The organism is Promicromonospora noduliphila, from assembly GCF_056951025.1.
This window is the reverse complement of sequence record NZ_CM167806.1, coordinates 2,341,039-2,360,305: the sequence shown is the minus strand read 5'-3', so window position 1 is coordinate 2,360,305 and position 19,267 is coordinate 2,341,039. Positions and strand designations below refer to the sequence as shown.

Annotated in this window: 17 protein-coding genes; 5 read left to right on the top strand and 12 right to left on the bottom strand. The window is 72.3% G+C overall.

Going from position 1 to position 19,267, the window contains the following annotated elements:
• Positions 1–46: 46 nt before the first annotated feature.
• Both AC0QU1_RS10380 and hisS read right to left on the bottom strand, forming a co-directional pair.
• A complete protein-coding gene (locus tag AC0QU1_RS10380) occupies positions 47–1,183 on the bottom strand; it encodes an Rv2578c family radical SAM protein (RefSeq protein ID WP_483576303.1) in 1,137 nt (378 codons plus the stop codon).
• Between the two features lie 69 nt (positions 1,184–1,252).
• Complete coding sequence (hisS, locus tag AC0QU1_RS10375) at positions 1,253–2,629, bottom strand: histidine--tRNA ligase (RefSeq protein ID WP_483576302.1); 1,377 nt, start codon at positions 2,627–2,629, stop codon at positions 1,253–1,255.
• A gap of 242 nt (positions 2,630–2,871) precedes the next feature.
• Here hisS and AC0QU1_RS10370 point away from each other — a divergent pair, with 242 nt between their 5' ends.
• From AC0QU1_RS10370 to AC0QU1_RS10355, 4 genes are all read left to right on the top strand, one after another.
• Positions 2,872–3,699 (top strand): peptidylprolyl isomerase, encoded by an 828-nt coding sequence (locus tag AC0QU1_RS10370; protein WP_483576301.1) that lies wholly within the window; start codon positions 2,872–2,874, stop codon positions 3,697–3,699.
• Complete coding sequence (locus AC0QU1_RS10365) at positions 3,696–5,645, top strand: DUF349 domain-containing protein (RefSeq protein WP_483576300.1); 1,950 nt, start codon at positions 3,696–3,698, stop codon at positions 5,643–5,645. Before AC0QU1_RS10370 ends, AC0QU1_RS10365 begins: the two co-directional genes overlap by 4 nt.
• 63 nt (positions 5,646–5,708) lie before the next feature.
• Positions 5,709–6,329: a hypothetical protein gene (locus AC0QU1_RS10360; protein ID WP_483576299.1), complete on the top strand. Its 621-nt coding sequence runs from the start codon at positions 5,709–5,711 to the stop codon at positions 6,327–6,329.
• 9 nt (positions 6,330–6,338) lie between these two features.
• Positions 6,339–7,436 carry a DNA polymerase domain-containing protein gene (locus tag AC0QU1_RS10355; RefSeq protein ID WP_483576298.1) on the top strand — a complete coding sequence of 366 codons (1,098 nt, stop codon included), beginning with the start codon at positions 6,339–6,341 and terminating at the stop codon, positions 7,434–7,436.
• An 82-nt stretch (positions 7,437–7,518) separates the two neighbouring features.
• Here AC0QU1_RS10355 and AC0QU1_RS10350 read toward each other — a convergent pair whose 3' ends face one another.
• A complete protein-coding gene (locus AC0QU1_RS10350; RefSeq protein ID WP_483576297.1) occupies positions 7,519–7,788 on the bottom strand; it encodes a DUF7218 family protein in 270 nt (89 codons plus the stop codon).
• A gap of 273 nt (positions 7,789–8,061) precedes the next feature.
• Here AC0QU1_RS10350 and AC0QU1_RS10345 point away from each other — a divergent pair, with 273 nt between their 5' ends.
• Positions 8,062–9,177 (top strand): ATP-dependent DNA ligase, encoded by a 1,116-nt coding sequence (locus AC0QU1_RS10345; protein WP_483616545.1) that lies wholly within the window; start codon positions 8,062–8,064, stop codon positions 9,175–9,177.
• Positions 9,178–9,275: 98 nt separating this feature from the next.
• On the opposite strand, the gene AC0QU1_RS10340 is transcribed toward AC0QU1_RS10345, so the two are convergent.
• The 9 genes from AC0QU1_RS10340 to AC0QU1_RS10300 form a co-directional block, all read right to left on the bottom strand.
• Positions 9,276–11,612, bottom strand: a complete 2,337-nt coding sequence (locus AC0QU1_RS10340) for a RelA/SpoT family protein (RefSeq protein ID WP_483576295.1) — start codon at positions 11,610–11,612, stop codon at positions 9,276–9,278.
• Between the two features lie 73 nt (positions 11,613–11,685).
• A complete protein-coding gene (locus tag AC0QU1_RS10335; protein ID WP_483576294.1) occupies positions 11,686–12,270 on the bottom strand; it encodes an adenine phosphoribosyltransferase in 585 nt (194 codons plus the stop codon).
• Positions 12,271–12,281: 11 nt separating this feature from the next.
• On the bottom strand, positions 12,282–13,370 hold the full coding sequence (gene secF, locus AC0QU1_RS10330) for a protein translocase subunit SecF (protein WP_483576293.1): 1,089 nt from the start codon (positions 13,368–13,370) through the stop codon (positions 12,282–12,284).
• Positions 13,370–15,286: a protein translocase subunit SecD gene (secD, locus tag AC0QU1_RS10325; protein WP_483576292.1), complete on the bottom strand. Its 1,917-nt coding sequence runs from the start codon at positions 15,284–15,286 to the stop codon at positions 13,370–13,372. Before secD ends, secF begins: the two co-directional genes overlap by 1 nt.
• A gap of 81 nt (positions 15,287–15,367) precedes the next feature.
• A complete protein-coding gene (gene yajC, locus AC0QU1_RS10320; protein WP_483576291.1) occupies positions 15,368–15,805 on the bottom strand; it encodes a preprotein translocase subunit YajC in 438 nt (145 codons plus the stop codon).
• Positions 15,806–15,941: 136 nt separating this feature from the next.
• On the bottom strand, positions 15,942–17,024 hold the full coding sequence (gene ruvB, locus AC0QU1_RS10315; RefSeq protein WP_483576290.1) for a Holliday junction branch migration DNA helicase RuvB: 1,083 nt from the start codon (positions 17,022–17,024) through the stop codon (positions 15,942–15,944).
• Positions 17,017–17,643: a Holliday junction branch migration protein RuvA gene (gene ruvA / locus AC0QU1_RS10310; protein ID WP_483576664.1), complete on the bottom strand. Its 627-nt coding sequence runs from the start codon at positions 17,641–17,643 to the stop codon at positions 17,017–17,019. Before ruvA ends, ruvB begins: the two co-directional genes overlap by 8 nt.
• Before the next feature lie 228 nt (positions 17,644–17,871).
• The gene (ruvC, locus tag AC0QU1_RS10305) at positions 17,872–18,438 is read right to left on the bottom strand and encodes a crossover junction endodeoxyribonuclease RuvC (protein WP_483576289.1); all 567 of its coding nucleotides are present in this window, start codon (positions 18,436–18,438) and stop codon (positions 17,872–17,874) included.
• A 55-nt stretch (positions 18,439–18,493) separates the two neighbouring features.
• Positions 18,494–19,255 carry a YebC/PmpR family DNA-binding transcriptional regulator gene (locus tag AC0QU1_RS10300; RefSeq protein ID WP_483576288.1) on the bottom strand — a complete coding sequence of 254 codons (762 nt, stop codon included), beginning with the start codon at positions 19,253–19,255 and terminating at the stop codon, positions 18,494–18,496.
• Positions 19,256–19,267 lie beyond the last annotated feature (12 nt).

The following is a 19,267-nucleotide window of genomic DNA, read 5'->3' as shown; positions in this document are numbered from 1 at the left end:
GAAGTCAGTAGTCGTCTCGGCGGGCGGGTCGGCGCGCGGGGACGGGTCAGAACAGGGTCTCGCTGCCGATGTCCGCGGCCAAGGAGGCCGCGCCCGCGCCGTCGGCGCGCATGCCGGTGAAGGCGCCGCGCGGATAGTCGCCCTCGCCGTGCCGATCGTTGTCGGACGTGTCGCTGTCGGACACGCCGGCAGCTCGGGTGCGGTGCATCGCGGCCCCGCCCAGCCCGCGCTCGTCGAGCAGCGGACGCACCCGCTGCCAGAGCCAGTCCCGGTAGCCCTTGTGGGCGTACGCGCCGCGCGCGTAGACCCGGCCGTAGCCCTCCACGAGGTGCGGGTAGGAGCGTTCGAGCCAGCCCAGGTACCACTCGCGGGCGCCCGGGCGCAGGTGCAGGGGCAGCACGGTGACGCCGGTCGCCCCGGCGTCGGCCAGGTCGTCGAGAAGCCGTTCGAGGTGGGCGAGGGAGTCGGTCAGCCACGGCAGCACGGGCGCGACCATGACGCCGCACGGCAGGCCGGCCGCGCGGATCGCCCGGATCAGGTCGAGGCGGGCGCGCGGCGTGGGCGTGCCGGGCTCCACGGACTGCTGCAGCTCCTTGCCGGACGGCGTGTCGGCGAAGGCCAGCGACACACCCAGCCCGATGTCGACCTTCTGCGCCGCCTCGACGAGCAGGGGCAGGTCGCGCCGCAGGAGCGTGCCCTTGGTCAGGATCGAGAACGGCGTGCCCGAGTCCGCGAGCGCCGAGATGATGCCTGGCATGAGCCGGTAGCGGCCCTCGGCCCGCTGGTAGGGGTCGGTGTTGGTGCCGAGCGCGACGGGCTCGTGGACCCAGGACGGCTTGGCGAGCTCGGCGCGCAGCACCTGGTCGGCGTTGACCTTGACGACGACCTGCGAGTCGAAGTCGTGCCCGGAATCCAGGTCGAGGTATTCGTGCGTCTGACGTGCAAAGCAATAGGCGCACGCATGCGAACAGCCCCGGTAAGGGTTGATCGTCCACCGGAACGGCATCTGCGATGCCGCCGGGACCTTCGACAGGGCGCTCTTGGCGAGCACCTCGTGGAACGTGACGCCCGCGAACTCGGGCGACCGTACGGTCCGCAGCAGTCCGGCGGTGCGCAGCTCGGGCAGCTCGAGCCCGGGCAGCGCACCGTCGTCGTGAGTGATCGCCTGACCGTGCCAACGCATGATCTGATTCGAACATTCGTTCGAACATGCGTCAAGCCGTTACGCCAGGAGCGTCGCCGTGCCGGGTTGTCAGCCCTTCGGGACCACCCGCGGCCAGCGGTCCTCGGCCGGCGGCTCCCACGTCGCGGCGTCGGCGTCGACCTGGTCGCCCGACCGGATGTCCTTGACCTGGTCGGGCCCCACGGTGCCGCCCTCGCCCACCGAACCCGGGAACCACACGAACGGGATGCCCCGCCGGTCGGCGTACTTGATCTGCCGGCCGAACTTCGCGGCGTTCGGCGCCACCTCGACCGGGATGTCCCGGGCCCGCAGCGCCGTGGCCACGACGTCGGACGCGGCGCGCTCCTCCTCGGACGTCACCGCGACCAGCACGGCGGACGGCACCGACCGGGTCGCCTGCACCAGCTCGGCCGACAGCAGGCGCGAGACCAGACGCGAGACGCCGATCGACAGGCCGACGCCCGGGTAGGTGTTCTTGCCGTCGGAGGCGAGCGTGTCGTACCGGCCGCCCGAGCAGACCGAACCGAGCTGCTCGTGCCCCACCAGCACCGTCTCGTAGACCGAGCCGGTGTAGTAGTCGAGGCCGCGCGCGATCTTCAGGTCCGCGACCACCACGCCGGGCGCCCGCTCGGCGGCGGCCGCGATCAGCGCTCCCAGCTCGGCCAGGCCCGTCTCCAGCAGTTCCGTCACCGCGCCGTGCGACTCGGCGAGCGCACGCACCTCGTCGATCACGCCGACGTCGGACCCGGAGACGGACGCGAGCGCCAGGCAGGCCTTGGCCTGGTCGTCCGTGGCGCCGCACTCGGTCACGAGCAGCTCGGACACCTTGTCCGGACCGATCTTGTCGAGCTTGTCGATCTGCCGCAGCACGCCTTCGATGTCGGCCAGGCCGATGCCGCGGTAGAAGCCCTCGGCGACCTTGCGGTTGTTCACCAGGATGCGGACCGGCGGCAGGCCGATCTCGCCCAGCGCGCCGAGGGCCTCCGCCATGACCAGCGGCGCCTCGACCTCGAAGTGGTAGGGCAGCTCGCCCGCGCCGACGATGTCGATGTCGGCCTGGATGAACTCGCGGAAGCGACCCTCCTGCGGGCGCTCGCCGCGCCAGACCTTCTGGATCTGGTAGCGCTTGAACGGGAACGGGATGCGGCCGGCGTTCTCCAGCACGTACCGCGCGAACGGCACGGTCAGGTCGAAGTGCAGCCCGAGCTGCTTCTCGGAGCCCTGCCTGGCGCCGTCCTCGTCCTGGAGCCGCGACAGCACGTAGACCTCCTTGGAGGTCTCGCCCTTGCGCAGGAGCTGGTCCAGCGGCTCGACGGCCCGCGTCTCTACCCCGGTGAACCCGTGCAGCTCGAACGTGTGGCGCAGTGTGTCGAGCACGTGCTGCTCGACGATGCGACCGTCAGGGAGCCATTCGGGGAAACCGGAGAGAGGAGTGGGCTTTGCCATGCCTCAAATCTTCCCACGAGCGCGAGCCGGTCAGCCCGGCTTTTCCACAGCCGCGCTTCCGCGCGCCCCGCGGTGAGGTCGGCGCGCGGCATGAGGCCGCGTCGTCGACCAGGCCCACCAGCGGCGTCCGACCCCCGGGCAGACCCCTTCTTCACCCGTCGGCCGAACCGTTCAGACAGTATGAGCTGGCATCCGATGCCTACACTGTCCCCGCACGGGGTGATTCGCCCCGGATCCGGCAGGTGAAGCGGTCCACGGCGACCGTACCCCGGGTCGAGGCGAGCACAAGAGAGCACGGCGAAGGGAACGTGGTGGCGTCCACCAAGCAGCGGCAGCGCGCGCAGCAGGCCAAGCAGGCGGAGAAGCGGGCGCGGCGGCAGGCAGCCAAGCGCGCCCGCACACAGCGCGTGTGGCTGGTGGTCGCGCTGTGCACCGTGCTCGCGCTCGTGGCCGCCTTCGTGATCGCCGCCGTGGTCAACACGGGCAGCGCCAGCGCGTGCCCGGCGCCCGTCGAGGAGGCGAGGGACACGTACGAGCTCGCCGAGCCCGCCGTCGCCGAGGACCGCACCTGGACCGTCACGCTGCAGGCCTGCTCCGGCGACACCAACGCCGACATCGTCCTCGAGCTCGACGGCGCGGCCGCACCGCAGGCCGTCGCGAGCTTCGTCACGCTCGCGCAGGACGGCTACTTCGACGGCACCGGCTGCCACCGCCTCACCACAGAGGGCATCTTCGTGCTTCAGTGCGGCGACCCGACGCTCACCGGCTCCGGCAGCCCCGGCTACAGCTTCGGCCCCGTCGAGAACGCCCCGGAGGACGACGTCTACCCAGCGGGTACCGTCGCGATGGCGCGCCGCAGCGGCGACGCGGAGTCCATGGGCTCCCAGTTCTTCCTCGTCTACGAGGAATCGACCATCCCGTCCGACGAAGCCGGCGGGTACACGGTCTTCGGCACGATCACATCCGGCCTGGACTTCGTCCAGGCAGTCGCTGACGCGGGGGTGGCAGGCGGCGCATCAGACGGCGCGCCTACCGACCCGGTCACCATCGAAGGAGTTGAGACCCAGTGAGCGAACCCACTTCTCGCTCGAACGAGCCCGTCCAGCAGGACGCGCCCGACGAGTCAGTGGCCGAGACTCCGACCGCAGCCGAATCTCCCGCCGAGGCGGTGAGCGAGGCGCCTGAGGCCGCCGTCGAGGCAGACGCGGCACCGGACACACCCGAGGACGGCGCGGAGGAGACTCCCGAGGCCCCTGCGGAGGCAACGGCCGACGAGGCCCCCGCCGAGGAAGGCACTGCGCAGGAAGCACCCGAGGAAGCGCCTGCCGAAGAAGCGCCTGCCGAGGAGACGCCGGTCGCCGAGACCCAGGTTGCCGAGGACGCTCCGGCACAGGATGCCGCCGCGGAGGAGGCTCCCGCCGCCGAGGCCGACGTCCCGGAGACCAACGTCCCGGCGGACGACGCACCGGCCGCCGACGCCTCGACGGACGACGCCGCCGCCCAGGAGCCCGCCACCGAGGAAGCGCCGGCGCCGGAGGAGCCCCCGGCAGCCGAGCAGCCTGCCACCCCGGCCGCTCCCGCCCCCAAGCCCGCCGCGCCCAAGCCCATGGCCCCGAAGCCCTCGGCCATCCCGTCGCCGGCCGCGCTCGCGAGGCCGCGGCCGCCCAAGCCGGGCGCGCCGTCGGCCCCCGTGACGCCGGCCGCAGCCCCCGCCACGGCCCCCACGCCCGTGGTGCCCGCCGCAGCGGACGCCGTCGCGCACGCCGAGGCGGAGAAGTTCGGGCGCGTCGACGACGACGGCAACGTCTACGTGCGCGACTCGACCGGTGAGCGCATCGTGGGCCAGTTCCCCGGCGTGACCACCGAGGAGGCGCTGGCCCTCTACGTGCGCAGGTACCTCGACCTGAGCGCGAAGGTCGGCCTGTTCGAGGCCCGCCTGGAGAGCGCGGACCTGTCGGTGCGCGAGATCGACCAGACGCTCCAGAAGCTCGGCGAGGAGACGGCGGAGCCCGCCGCCGTCGGCGACCTGGACGGCCTGCGCGGCCGGGTCGAGGCGCTGCGCGGCCGCTCCGCCGAGCGCCGGGCCGCCCTGGAGGAGGCGCGTTCCGCCGCGAAGGCGGAGGCCGTCGCCGCCCGCACCGCGATCGTGGAGGCCGCCGAGAAGATCGCGGCGACCGACCCGGGCAAGATGCAGTGGCGCCCGGCCGGCGAGGAGCTGCGCGCCCTCCTGGACCGCTGGAAGGAGGCCCAGCGCTCCGGCCCGCGCATCGACCGCCCCACGGAGGAGTCGCTCTGGAAGCGGTTCAGCCACGCCCGCACCGCGTTCGACCGCGAGCGCAGGCACTTCTTCGCCGACCTGGAGCAGCGCAACACCGCGGCCAAGATCGAGAAGGAGAAGCTGGTCTCGGAGGCCGAGGCACTGTCCACCAGCACCGACTGGGGCTACACCGCCGGCGCGTACCGCGACCTCATGTCGCGGTGGAAGGCTGCGGGCCGCGCGTCCCGCAAGGACGACGACGCCCTGTGGGCCCGCTTCCGGGCCGCCCAGGACCGGTTCTTCCAGGCCAGGGACGCCGAGAACGCCGCCATCGACGCGGAGTACGGCGAGAACCTCAAGGTCAAGGAGGTCCTGCTCGAAGAGGCGGAGGCGCTGCTGCCGGTCAAGGACCTGAACAAGGCCAAGGCCGCCCTGCGGAGCATCCAGGAGCGCTGGGAGGAGGCCGGCAAGGTGCCGCGCGGCGACATCCAGCGCGTCGAGGGCCGTCTGCGTGCGGTCGAGACCGCGGTCCGCGACGCCGACCAGGCGCAGTGGAAGCGCACCAACCCGGAGACGCGGGCCCGCGCGGAGGGTGCTGCAGCGCAGCTCGAGGCCGCGATCGCGGGCCTCGAGGCGAACCTCGCCGACGCCCAGGCCAAGGGCGACAAGCGCAAGATCTCCGAGCTGGAGGCCGCCGTGACGGCCCGCCGCTCGTGGCTCGAGCAGGTCGTCAAGGCAGCCGAGGACTCACGGGGCTGACCCTTGTCCACAGCGGGCCCGGTCGCACTGCGCGACCGGGCCCGCTGCACGTAGGTTCTGCGCATGCCGCCCCCGCGCACCTCCCTCGCCGCGCTCCTCGACCCCGCCCCACCGCCAGCGCCGCTCGTGATCACCCCCGCGCACGTGGGCGGCCCCGTCGCCTGGTCCGACCTGCGCCGCGCCGGCGCCCTGGTCGAGCTGCACGACGGCGCTGCCGTCGCCGTCGGCACCGTGGTGGGCCCGGGGCACCGCGCCCTGGCGCTCGCGCACGAGGTGCCCGCGCGCTGCGTGCTGGCCGCGTCCACGGCCGCGTGGGTGCATACCGGCCTGTACGACGGCGCCGCCGTCCCCGCCTGGCCCGCGGACGCTGCGATCGAGCTGGCCTACTCCCCCGACACCCACCGGCCCCTGACTCGGTCCGGGCAGGTCACGCGGCGCGCACCGGGGCTCGCGCGGGACACCACCCACCTCGCGGGAGTGCCCGTCACCGGGCTGACCCGCACCGCCGTCGACGTCGCCCGCACCGCCTCGCCGGAGGCCGCTGTGCCCGTGCTCGTCGCGCTGGCCGGGCTCGGCGTGGACCTGCGGCGCGCGGCGCGCCTGCTCGACCGGCGTGCGCGCGTGGTGGGCCGACCCGCGGCGCACCGGGCGTTCACGGCAGCGCTGGAGCGGCTGGCAGGCTAGTTTCGGGACATGGCCGGATCCAAGACACCAGCGGTGGAGCTCGACGTCGCGGGCCGCACGGTGCGCGTCACGAGCCCCGACCGCGTCGTCTTCCCCCGTGGAATCACCAAGCTGCAGGTCGTCGAGTACTTCGTCGCCGTGTCCGACGGCATCACCGGCGCCCTGCTCCACCGCCCCACCACGCTGGAGCGCTGGCCGAAGGGCTGGCACGAGGGCGCGCACCTGACCACCCGCATGCCGAAGCCGGACGACCCGAAGGGCGACGGCTTCTACCAGAAGCGCGTCCCGAAGGGCGCACCCGACTACGTCGAGACCGCGACCATCGCGTTCCCGTCCGGCCGCACGGCGGACGAGGTCTGCCCCACCGAGCCCGCCGTGGTGGCCTGGGCGGCCAACATGGGCACGCTCACCTTCCACCCGTGGCCCGTGCGGCGGGACGACGTCGAGGCGGTGGACCAGCTCCGCATCGACCTCGACCCCCAGCCCGGCACCGACTTCGCCGACGCCGCGGCCGTGGCGCCGCACCTGCGGGAGCTGCTCGGCGAGCTGAACCTGACCGGGTACCCCAAGACGTCCGGCGGCCGGGGGCTGCACGTGTTCGTGCCGCTGGAGCCGCGGTGGACGTTCACAGAGGGGCGGCGCGCGACCATCGCGATCGGGCGCGAGCTCGAACGCCGGCTGCCCGGCCAGGTCACCACCCGGTGGTGGAAGGAGGAGCGCGGCGAGGCCATCTTCGTGGACTACAACCAGATGGCCCGCGACCGCACCATCGCCTCGGCCTACTCGATCCGCGCCAACGGCAGGGCCACGGTGTCGATGCCGCTGGACTGGGACGAGGTGGCCCACGTGCACCCCGACGACTTCGACGTCACGACGGCGCCCGCCCGGTTCGCCGAGCGCGGCGACCTGTTCACCGCGCTGCGCGCCGACCGGGACGCCGCCCTCGACTGCTCGCTGGACGCCGCCCTCGACCTCGCGGCCCGCGACGAGGCCGAGGGCCTGGAGGACCTGCCCTACCCGCCCGAGTACCCGAAGATGCCCGGCGAGCCCAAGCGGGTCCAGCCGAGCCGGGACAAGGACAGGGACCGGTCCAAGGACGCGAGCTGACCCGCCGGCCCGGCAGGGCTGCCGGGCCGGTGTCGGGCAGGGCCGCCGCGACGCCGTCGATCGAGAGGGCGGGCCGGGAGGATCAGTGGGACCGCAGGGCCTTGATCAGCTCACCCTTGCGCATCGAGGACCGGCCCGGAATGCCGATCTCGGCGGCGCGCTTGCGCAGGTGCTCCACCGTCCACTCGTCGTAGTCGCCCGCCTTGCCGCCCTTGCGGCCGACGCTCTTGCGGGACGACCCAGCGGCGGCGTTCGCGATGCGCGCGGACTTCTCCTTGGAGCTGCCCTCGTCGCGCAGCTTCTCGTACAGCTCCTTGTCCTTGACGCTGGGTCCGGGTTCACGCTTCGGCATGACTGCTCCTCCCGTTCAGCATGACCGTCACCGTCCACCATCACCCGCACCCGGCGAACTCGCACGCGCGGCGGAGCGGTCCGGCGGTCACCGATGAGTTCCGCCCCGCCCCGCCGTCGGCAGCACATGGAAACCTTGCGCTGCTCCGCGAACGTGCCCACCTGCTCCCGGACGTCCGCGGACGGGTGCGCCTCCCTGCGGTATGCCCCGCGCTGAGGCAGGCTCGTACCCGTGACCACACTCAACCTGCCCGTCCAGCCGCCGGTCCGGCCGATGCTCGCCAAGAGCGTGGCGTCGGTGCCGGCCCAGTCCGTCACCGACGCCGGACCCGCCTACGTCTACGAGCCCAAGTGGGACGGCTTTCGCGCCATCGTGTACCGCGACGGCGACGACGTGCGGATCGACTCCCGCAACGCCAAGCCGATGGACCGCTACTTCCCGGACGTCGTGGCCGCGGTGCGCGCCGCCCTCCCGGAGCGGTGCGTGGTCGACGGCGAGATCGTCATCGCCCAGTCCCCGGCCGACGGCGCGGCGCAGCTCAACTTCGAGCTGCTGTCCCAGCGCATCCACCCCGCGGCGTCGCGGGTGAACATGCTCGCCGAGACCACCCCCGCGGCGCTGGTGGTGTTCGACGTGCTGGCCCTCGGCGACGAGTCGCTCATGGAGCGTCCCCTGACCGAGCGGATCGAGGCGCTCGACGGGCTGGGCCTGACGGGCCCCCTGGTGTTCGCGACGCCGCGCACCCTGGACGCCGCGGTGGCCACCGAGTGGTTCGGCTCGTTCGAGGGCGCTGGCCTGGACGGCGTCGTCGCCAAGCCCGCCGGCGGCGTGTACGCGCCCAACAAGCGCGACATGCTCAAGGTCAAGCACACGCGCACCGCCGACGTCGTGCTGGCGGGCTACCGCCTGCACAAGACGTCGACGCCGCAGGAGCCGCTGCTGGGCTCCCTGCTGCTGGGCCTGTGGGACGACGCGGCACCCGAGCCGCGGCTGCAGTTCGTCGGCGTCGCGGCGTCGTTCTCCGCGGCCCGGCGGGCCGAGCTCATCGCCGAGCTGGCGCCCCTGGTCGTCGAGCCAGGCACCCCCGCGGCGGAGGAGCACCCGTGGCACGGCTGGACGGACCCGGCGAACGCGGAGGTGGGCGACCGGCTGCCCGGCGCGCAGTCGCGCTGGAGCTCGGGCAAGGACCTGTCGTTCACGCCGCTGCGGCCGGAGCGCGTGCTCGAGGTGGGCTACGACCACATGGAGGGCACCCGGTTCCGCCACACGTCGCAGTTCAAGCGCTGGCGGCCGGACCGCGAGCCGGCGTCGTGCACCTACGAGCAGCTCGAGGAGCCGGTCAGCTACGACCTGGGCAAACTGCTTCCCGGCGCGCCAGGGACCGTCTGACGGCGCACGGGCGTCCGGGGCCATCCGGGCGCCCGGCGGGCCGGCTCGCTGGGAGGCCGACTAGCGTGGCGCGGGCCGACCCGCCTGGCGGGCCGGCCTCAGACCGGGAGCTGTGGCCGCTCGACCGGCTTGGTGCCGGTGATGCGGTGCACGTCGAACACGCCCTCGACCTTCCGCACCGCCGACAGGACCGTTGCGAGGTGCGCGGGCTCGGCCATCTCGAAGATGAACCGGGAGACCGCCAGCCGGTCGTCCGACGTCGAGACGAACGCCGACAGGATGTTGACGTGGTTCTCGGAGAGCACCCGCGTGACGTCCGACAGGAGGCGCGACCGGTCGAGCGCCTCGACCTGGATCTGCACCAGGAACATCGTGTTGGCGCCCTGCGTCCACTCCACCTCGACGAGGCGTTCCGGCTGCTTGCGCAGCCCGTCCAGGTTCACGCAGTCCGTGCGGTGCACGCTCACGCCCTGGCCGCGGGTCACGAACCCGACGATGTCGTCGCCCGGTACCGGCGTGCAGCACTTGGCGAGCTTGACCCACACGTCGGCCGAGTCGGCGCCCTTGAGCACCACGCCCGGGTCGCCCGAGCGCACCCGCCGGGCGGTGAGCCCGCCGGGCCGGGCCGCCTCGGCGACGTCCTCCTCCGCGCCGTCGGCGCCGCCGAGCGCCTTGACGAGCTTCTCCACCACGTGCGCCGAGGAGATCTGCCCCTCGCCGACGGCCGCGTACAGGGCGGACACGTCCTGGTAGTTCATCTCGTCCGCTACCCCGACCAGGGTCTCGTGCGACATGAGGCGCTGGATCGGCAGGCCCTGCTTGCGCATGGCCTTGGCGATCGAGTCCTTACCGGTCTCGACGGCCTCCTCGCGGCGCTCCTTGGTGAACCACTGGCGGATCTTGTTCCGCGCGCGCGGCGACTTCACGAACCCGAGCCAGTCGCGGCTCGGCCCCGCCGTCTCCGACTTGGAGGTCAGGATGTCGACGACGTCGCCGTTCTCCAGCGGCGAGTCCAGCGGCACCAGGCGCCCGTTCACCCGGGCGCCCATCGTGCGGTGGCCCACCTCGGTGTGCACGGCGTAGGCGAAGTCGACCGGCGTCGCGCCGCCCGGCAGCGCCATCGCCATGCCCTTCGGCGTGAAGACGTAGACCTCGTCGCCGCCGATCTCGAACCGCAGCGAGTCGAGGAACTCCGCCGGGTCGGCGGTCTCGCGCTGCCAGTCGACGAGCTGGCGCAGCCAGGCCATGTCCTGGTTCTTCGGGTCGCTGCCGCCGCCGGCCGGCGTCTTCTCCTTGTACTTCCAGTGCGCCGCCACGCCGTACTCGGCGCGCCGGTGCATGTCGTGCGTGCGGATCTGGATCTCGACGGGCTTGCCGCCCGGGCCGATCACCGTCGTGTGCAGCGACTGGTACATGTTGAACTTCGGCATCGCGATGTAGTCCTTGAACCGGCCGGGGACCGGGTTCCACCGCGCGTGCATGGCGCCGAGCGCCGCGTAGCAGTCGCGCACGGTGTCCACCAGGACGCGCGTGCCGACCAGGTCGTAGATCTCCGCGAAGTCGTGGCCGCGCACGATCATCTTCTGGTAGATCGAGTAGTAGTGCTTGGGCCGGCCCGTCACGGTCGCCTTGATCTTGGCGCTGCGCAGGTCCGACTCGATCTGGCCCTTCACCACGCCGAGGTACTCCTCGCGCGCGGGAGCCCGCTCGGCCACCAGGTGCACGATCTCGTCGTACACCTTGGGGTACAGGGTCTGGAAGGACAGGTCCTCCAGCTCCCACTTGATCGTGTTCATGCCCAGCCGGTGGGCCAGCGGCGCGTAGATCTCGACGGTCTCGCGCGCCTTGCGCTCGGCCGACTTGGACGGCACGTACTTCCAGGTGCGGGCGTTGTGCAGGCGGTCGGCCAGCTTGATGACCAGCACGCGGATGTCCTTGGCCATCGCGACGACCATCTTGCGCACGGTCTCGGCCTGCGCCGCGTCGCCGTACTTCACCTTGTCGAGCTTGGTGACGCCGTCCACCAGCAGGGCGACGTCGTCACCGAACTCGCTCCGCAGCGTCTCCAGGGAGTAGTCGGTGTCCTCCACCGTGTCGTGCAGCAGCGCCGCCGCGATGGTGGTGCCCTCGAACCCGAGCTCGGCCAGGATCGTGGAGACGGCGACGGGGTGCGTGATGTACGGGTCGCCGCTCTTGCGCATCTGCCCGCGGTGCGCCTTCTCCGCGACCACGTAGGCGCGCTCGATCAGCGCGACGTCGGACCTGGGGTGGTTGCTGCGGATGGCCTGCAGCAGGGGCTCGATCGCCGCGGGCGTGCCGCCGCCAACGCTCCGCACGCCGAGGCGCACCAGCCGGTTGCGCATCCGGTTGCCACCGGGCGGGGTGGGTGGGTTCTTCTCGGGCACAGAAGCGCGTGACACCGTGTTCTCCGCCATGTGCGCGCCTCCTTCCCCGGGAAACCCGGAGTCGCCAGTCTAGCCTCGGACCTCTATTCCCCGTCCGGTCGGCTCATTCACCGGACGTCGTGTCTACCCGAAGGAGAGTATCGACGTTGTGGCCACGAAGCCTGTCGCGTCCGTGGAGCGCCTCCAGCTCGATGAGGAACGCGAGCCCGGCGACCACTCCCCCGCACTGCTCCACGAGCTGTGCGGCTGCCGCCGCGGTACCACCGGTGGCGAGAACGTCGTCAATGATGAGAACGCGTGCACCCGGGGTGAGTGTTCCCGAGCGCAGCTCGATCGCCGCCGAGCCGTACTCCAGGTCGTAGGACACGCTCTGCGTGGGCGGCGGCAGCTTGCCGGCCTTCCGCAGGGGCAGGAACCCCAGGCCGAGCGCGTGGGCCACCGGCGCGCCGAGCAGGAAGCCGCGCGCCTCCATACCCGCCACGACGTCGACGCCGTCGGCAAGGGCCAGCCGGGTGAAGGCCTCCACGACGTCGGCCAGCCCCCGGGCGTCGGCCAGGAGGGGCGTGATGTCCTTGAAGAGGATTCCAGGGGAGGGGAAGTCGGGTACGTCCACGATCAGGTCGCGAATACGCGTCGCCCTCTCCGGCAGCAGTCCGGAGAGGGCGACGTCGGTCAGGTCGTCTGCCACGAGGCGTGAGCCTACCGGCGACGCCTGGGCTGAGCGCTCTGCCCCCGGTGGTGGCCGGGGACGAGCTGCGCGGAGCCGGACGCCGCGGCGGCGAGCACGCTCTCGTCGGCGCCCTCCGCCACCAGGCCCGCCCGCGCGTCCATGACCTTCCGGGTGTGCGCGGCGATCTTGGGCTCGCGCTCGCGCAGCGCCACGTCCAGCGGCGTGGCCAGGAAGATGGACGACGTCGCGCCCACCGCGATGCCGACGAACAGCGACAGCGAGATGTCGTTCAGCGTGCCGGCCCCCAGCAGGAAGCCACCCACGAAGAGGATGCCCGCGACCGGCAGCAGCGCAACGACCGAGGTGTTGATGGACCGGACCAGGGTCTGGTTCACCGCGAGGTTGGCCCGCTCTGCGTACGTGCTGCGGGACTGCTCGGTCACGGCCGCGGTGTTCTCGCGCACCTTGTCGAAGACGACCATCTTGTCGTACAGCGAGAAGCCGAGGATGGTCAGGAAGCCGATGATGGTCGACGGCGTGACCTCCCAGCCGATCACCGCGTACACGCCGGCCGAGATCAGCACGTCGAGCAGCATCGCGATGATGGCGGCCGCCGACATGCGCCACGCCCGGAAGTACAGCGCCATGAAGATCGCCGCCGCCGCCACGAACGCGACTGTGCCCCACAGGGCCCGCATGCTCACGGACTCGCCCCAGGTGGGGCCGATGAAGTTGGCCGTGACCTCGGAGGGTTCGACCCCGTAGGCCTCCGCCAGGGCGTCCTGGAGCCGGCCCGTCTCCTCGTTGTCGAGCTGCGAGACCTGCACCCGCATGGAGTCGGCGCCCACCTGCGTGACGTGCGGCTCCTCGCCCGGGGCGACCTCGGCGACGGTGTCGAGGGCGATGTCCTCGTCCGTGCTGGCCACGCCGGAGACGGTGAACTCAGAACCGCCGCGGAAGTCGATGCCCAGGTTCAGGCCCTGGAACACCAGGACGAGGATCGAGGCGGCCGACAGGAGGCCGACGATCGAGAACCAGAGGCGCCGCCGCTGGATGATCGGGTAGGACCTGCGCCCGGTGTAGAGGTCGTTGCCCCACTGAGCGAAGCTGCCGGCCATCAGTTGTTCTCCTCGTTCGGCTGAGTCGTGTCGCCCGACTCAGCGGCAGCCTTGCGCTCGGCGGCACGCCGCTCCGCGATGGTCATCCTGCGCCCGTCCTCGCGGGTGCGCGGCGCCGGGGTCACCGACTGCGCCGAGACCAGCTCGCGCTCCCGGTCCGGCGTGCCGAAGTCGGGTGCGTCGGCGTCGGCGCCGTCGGCCGGGGCCTTCGGGCCGGAGAACCGGCCGGCGCCGCGGTACCGGGGCACCGACTCGATCCGGCTGGTCGACAGGCCGGACGCGCTGTGGCCGTCGCGGAAGAACGGGATCTTCGAGATGAGCTCCATGACCGGGTGCGTGAACCAGATGACCACCATGATGTCGATGATCGTGGTCAGGCCCAGCGTGAACGCGAAGCCGCGCACGCCGCCGACGGTCATGAAGTACAGGATGATCGCCGACAGCAGGTTCACGGACTTGGCCGCGTAGATGGTGCGCCGGGCGCGTACCCAGCCGCGCTGGACCGCCAGCCGCAGCGACCTGCCGTCGCGCAGCTCGTCGCGGATACGTTCGAAGTACACGATGAACGAGTCCGCCGTGAAGCCGATGGCCACGATCAGACCGGCGATACCCGGCAGGGACAGGCGGTAGCCCATGCCCCAGCTCAGGAGCGCGATCACCACGTAGGTCATCGCGCCGGCCACGACGAGCGACATGACGGTCAGCAGGCCGAGCGTGCGGTACTGGAACATCGAGTACACGACCACGAGGGCCAGGCCGATGAGGCCGGCGAACAGGCCACGCTGGAGCTGCTCGGAGCCCAGGGTCGCGGAGATCTGGTTCTGACCGTCCACCTCGAAGGTGAGCGGCAGCGAGCCGAAGCTGAGCTGGTTGGCCAGCGTGGCGGCCGACTCCTGGGTGAAGGAGCCGGAGATGGTCGCCTGCCCGTTGGTAATGGGCTCGTTGGTGCTCGGCGCCGAGACGATCAGGCCGTCCAGCACGATGGCGAACTGGTTGCGCGGCTGCTCCAGCGACACGAGCCGTTCGGTCGTGTTCCGGAACTTCTCCGTGCCCTCGGAGTTGAAGTCGAGGGTGACGCCCCACTCGTTGGTGACGGTGCCGTTCGCGCCCGGCATGAGGCCGGACGTCGCGCTGCTCAGGTCGGTGCCGTCCACCTCGACCGGGCCGAGGATGTACTTGGCCGCACCCGTCTGGTCGCACGTGACGAGCACGCGGTCCGGGTGGTCGCCGCCACCGCCCTCGAGGTTCTTCGGGTCGGTGCAGTCCAGCTCGTCGTAAAGCTGCTGGACGGCGGGCGTGATCTGCGCCAGGTCGCTCGGGTCCGTCGGGTCGACGTCCTTGGCCTCCTCGACGGCCTTCCGCTCGAGCTCCGCGCGGTTGTCGGCGGTCGCGCTCTCGCCGCCGTCGGCGTTGGCGCCATCTGCGTTGGCGTCGTCGCCGGCGTCACCCGAAGCGCTGGGCGAGGCGGACGGGTCGGCCGTCGCGGTCGGCTGCGGGGCCCCGTAGGTCAGGACCGGGCGGAACTTCATCTGCGCGGCCTTCGAGATCAGCGCGATGGTCTCGTCGTCCACCTCGCCCGGGATCTCGACCACGATCTGGTTCGCACCCTGGCTCGCGATCTCGGCCTCGGTCACACCGTTGGCGTCGACACGCTGCCGGATGACGCCGATGGCCTCCTCCATCGCCTCCGGGGTCACCTCTGACCCGTCGGAGGTGACGGCTTCCAGGATGATCTGGGTGCCGCCCTGCAGGTCGAGCGCCAGGCCCGGGGCCAGGCTCGCGCCGTCAGGATTGTCGCTCGACCTTCCGTCGAGCTGCCAACCGGCCAAGAGGGCGCCGAAGGGCAGCAGGATCGTCAGGATCGTGAGGATCACGATCGTGCGAACCGGCCGCGAGCGCCGGGTGTCAGTCGCCAACGTCTGTCTCTTCTCGTGTGCGCGCCGGGGTACGTCCGACGCGGGTTCGGCGCCGCCCGGGGTCACCGGACGGCGCGGCCGTCACTTGCCGTCCGCGTCCCGTCGCTGCTGCTCCCGATACTCGCGCTGGGCAGTGTCCAGGCTGGACAGGTCGTCAGGAACGTCGTTCGCGTCGGGGCTGATCGTACCCGGCGTTTCGCTCTTCGCCGCGTCGTCGGACTCATCGGTCGCGTCGTCGTCGTCGGTGTCCTCCGCGACCGGCTCCTCGACCTTCCTGGCGATGGCCGCGCGGAGCCAGGTGGTGGGGCTGCCCGGGACGGACTCGATGGTCACCTGGTCGTTCGCCTCGTCGACGTCGACGACGGTGCCGACCATGCCGGAGGCGGTCATGACCTTGGTCCCGACCGTGAGGTTGTTCCGGAACTCCGCCGCCTCGCGCTGCTGCTTGCGCGTGCGGGAGGACATGAAGAACATCACCACGAGGAGGATCGCGATGAGGATGAGGAATGTGGGGTCCACTATGGATGGTCCTGTTCGATTGCTGGGTCGGATGTGCTGTGCACGCGCTGGTGCGCACGTACGACGAGGATCCAACCCAGTGTAGTGCCGGGCCTGGATCCTCGGGCTCCCCGGCAGGGGTGCCACCAGGACAACGTCAGGGGTCGAGCAAAGTTCCCTGGTCCGGTATCGCGGTCGGGCTGCCGGGCGCCGGGGCGGGCGGCGTCAGTCCCAGGTGCTCCCAGGCCGCGAGCGTGGCGACGCGGCCGCGCGGGGTGCGGCCGACCAGGCCCTCGCGGACCAGGTACGGCTCGGCGACGGTCTCGACCGTCTCCGCCTCCTCGCCCACGGTCATGGCGAGCGTGGACAGGCCGACGGGCCCGCCCCCGAACCGGGTGCACAGCGCGGTGAGCACGGCGCGGTCGAGCCGGTCCAGGCCGATGAGGTCGACCTCGTAGACCTCGAGGGCCGACTTGGCGGCGTGCAGGTCGAGCCGTCCGTCGCCGCGCACCTGGGCCCAGTCGCGGACGCGGCGCAGGAGCCGGTTGGCGATGCGGGGGGTGCCGCGCGAGCGGCCGGCGATCTCGTGCGCCGCGGCGTGGTCCAGCCGCACGCCGAGCAGCCCGGCGGAGCGCAGGATGACCCGCTCCAGCTCCTGCGGCGAGTAGTAGTCCATGTGCCCGGTGAACCCGAAGCGGTCGCGCAGCGGGGCGGGCAGCAGGCCGGAGCGCGTGGTGGCGCCGACGACCGTGAACCGCGGCAGGGCGAGCGGGATCGCCGAGGCGCCGGCGCCCTTGCCGACCACGACGTCGACCCGGAAGTCCTCCATCGCGACGTAGAGCAGCTCCTCGGCGGGGCGGGCGAGGCGGTGGATCTCGTCGATGAACAGCACGTCCCCCTCCTCCAGGGAGGACAGGACGGCGGCGAGGTCGCCCGCGTGCTGGATGGCCGGGCCGCTGGTGAGCCGCAGGTGCGACTCCAGCTCGCCCGCGATGATCATGGCGAGCGTCGTCTTGCCGAGGCCGGGCGGGCCGGACAGGAGCACGTGGTCGGGCGGGTTGCCGCGCGCGATCGCGGCCTGCAGCACCAGGGAGAGCTGGTCGCGCACGACCCGCTGGCCCACGAAGTCGTCGAGCCGCTTGGGGCGCAGCGCCGCCTCGGCGGCCCGCTCGACCTCGTCGGCGCTCGGCGCGACGATCCGGCCGCCCGCGCCCTCCGTCTCGGTCGAGAGCTCAGCCACGGTGGCCTCCCAGCACGCGCAGCGCCGCGCGCAGGGTCGACGCGACGTCCTCGGCGGCCACGGCCTCGGTCCCCGCCTCGGCGAGCACCTTCGCGACGGCGTCGTCGGCCTGCTTGGCGGGCCAGCCCAGGCCGGTCAGGGCCTCCACCACGCGGTCGGTGTGGTCGCCGGCGGCGGCCGGCGCCGAGCCGGTCGCGGCCTCCGCGGGGCCGGCCGACGGCGGCCCGAGCCGGTCGGCGAGCTCCAGGACTATGCGCTGGGCGCCCTTCTTCCCGATGCCGGGCACGCGGGTCAGCGCGGCGAGGTCCTCGCCCGCGACGGCGCGGCGCAGGGCGTCCGGGGTGTGCACGGCGAGCATCGCGAGCGCCAGGCGCGGCCCGACGCCGGAGACGGTCTGCACCACCTCGAACACGTCGCGTTCGTCGGGGTCGCTGAACCCGTACAGCGTCATCGAGTCCTCGCGGACCACCATGCTCGTGGCGACGCCGGCGCTCTCGCCGACGCGCAGCCCGGCCAGCGTGGTCGGCGTCGCGTGCACCAGGTAGCCGACGCCGCCGACGTCGACCACCGCGCGGTCCAGGCCCACGTGGGCCACGGTCCCCGTCAGCGAGGCGATCACGGGCTCCCCCTCCTTGCGTCCTGGCATGCTTGGCGTCCTGCCGCGGTCGAGCCCGGCGCACCGGGCTCGAACGTCCGTGCGACGAGACTAACAAGGGCCACCCACACGCCCGCGCAGGCCACGCCGTCCCCCGCGGGCATCGTCCGGCGCGGACGGGCTCGGGCCCGAGTGGCCGTCGACCCCGGCGGCCGCCGTCCGGCAGCGCCACGGCCGCAACCTGGTGGCCGGTCAGCGCCGCGGCCGCAGCTTGGCGGCCTGCTCGGCGGCGGCCCAGGCCCGCTGTGCGGGCGTGAGCTCGTGCCGCTCACCGCCCTGCAAGGCGCCAGCCGGGCGCCACAGGTGGGTGAGCGCGAGGGCGAGCGCGTCGGCGGCGTCGGCCGGGCGCGGCGCGTCGTCCAGGTCGAGGATGCGGGTGATCATGGTCGTCACCTGCGCCTTGTCGGCGCGCCCCGACCCGGTCACCGCCGCCTTCACCTCCGACGGCGTGTGCAGCGCGACGGGCACGCCGCGGCGGGCCGCCGCCACCATGGCCAGGCCGGCCGCCTGGGCGGTGCCCATCACCGTGCCGACGTTGTGCTGCGCGAAGACCCGCTCGACCGCCACGACGTCCGGCACGTGCTCGTCCAGCCAGCAATCCAGGCCGTCCGCGATCTTCAGCAGGCGCTGGTCCGTGGACAGGTCCGCGTCCGAGCGGATCACCCCGACCGCGACCATCCGGGCCCGCCGCCCCGGCAGCGAGTCGACGACGCCGACGCCGCACCGGGTCAGGCCGGGATCAACACCGAGAACGCGCACGCGAGAACCTTCTCACGTGCGGTTCCGCTCCCCCGGCAGGCTCGGCGGCCGCGTCCTAGTCCTCGTCGTCGAGGGCCGCCATGACCTCGTCGCTCGCGTCGAAGTTCGCGTAGACGTTCTGCACGTCGTCGCTGTCCTCGAGCGCGTCGATGAGCCGCATGATCTTGCGGGCGCCCTCGACGTCGACCTCGACCTCCATCGAGGGGTGGAAGATCACGTCGGCCGAGTCGTACTCGATGCCGGCCTCCTGGATGGCGGTACGCACCGGCACCAGGTCCGTCGCCTCGCTGAGCACCTCGATGACCTCACCCTGATCGGTGACCTCCTCCGCGCCGGCCTCCAGCGCGGCCAGCATGACATCGTCCTCGGTGACGCCGTCGGTCTTGGGCACGACGACCAGGCCCTTGCGGGAGAACAGGTACGACACCGAGCCCGGGTCCGCCAGGTTGCCGCCGTTGCGGGTGAACGCCAGGCGCACCTCGGAGGCCGCGCGGTTCTTGTTGTCGGTGAGGCACTCCACCAGGACGGCGATGCCGTTGGTGCCGTAACCCTCGTACATGATCGTCTGGTAGTCGACGGCGTCGGCGCCCTCGCCGGAGCCGCGCTTGACCGCACGATCGATGTTGTCGTTGGGGACCGACGACTTCTTCGCCTTCTGGACCGCGTCGAACAGCGTCGGGTTACCGGCCAGATCGCCGCCGCCCGTACGGGCCGCAACCTCGATGTTCTTGATCAGCTTCGCGAAGAGCTTGCCGCGCTTGGCGTCGATCGCGGCCTTCTTGTGCTTGGTCGTGGCCCACTTGGAGTGACCTGACATGCCTCTACCTGA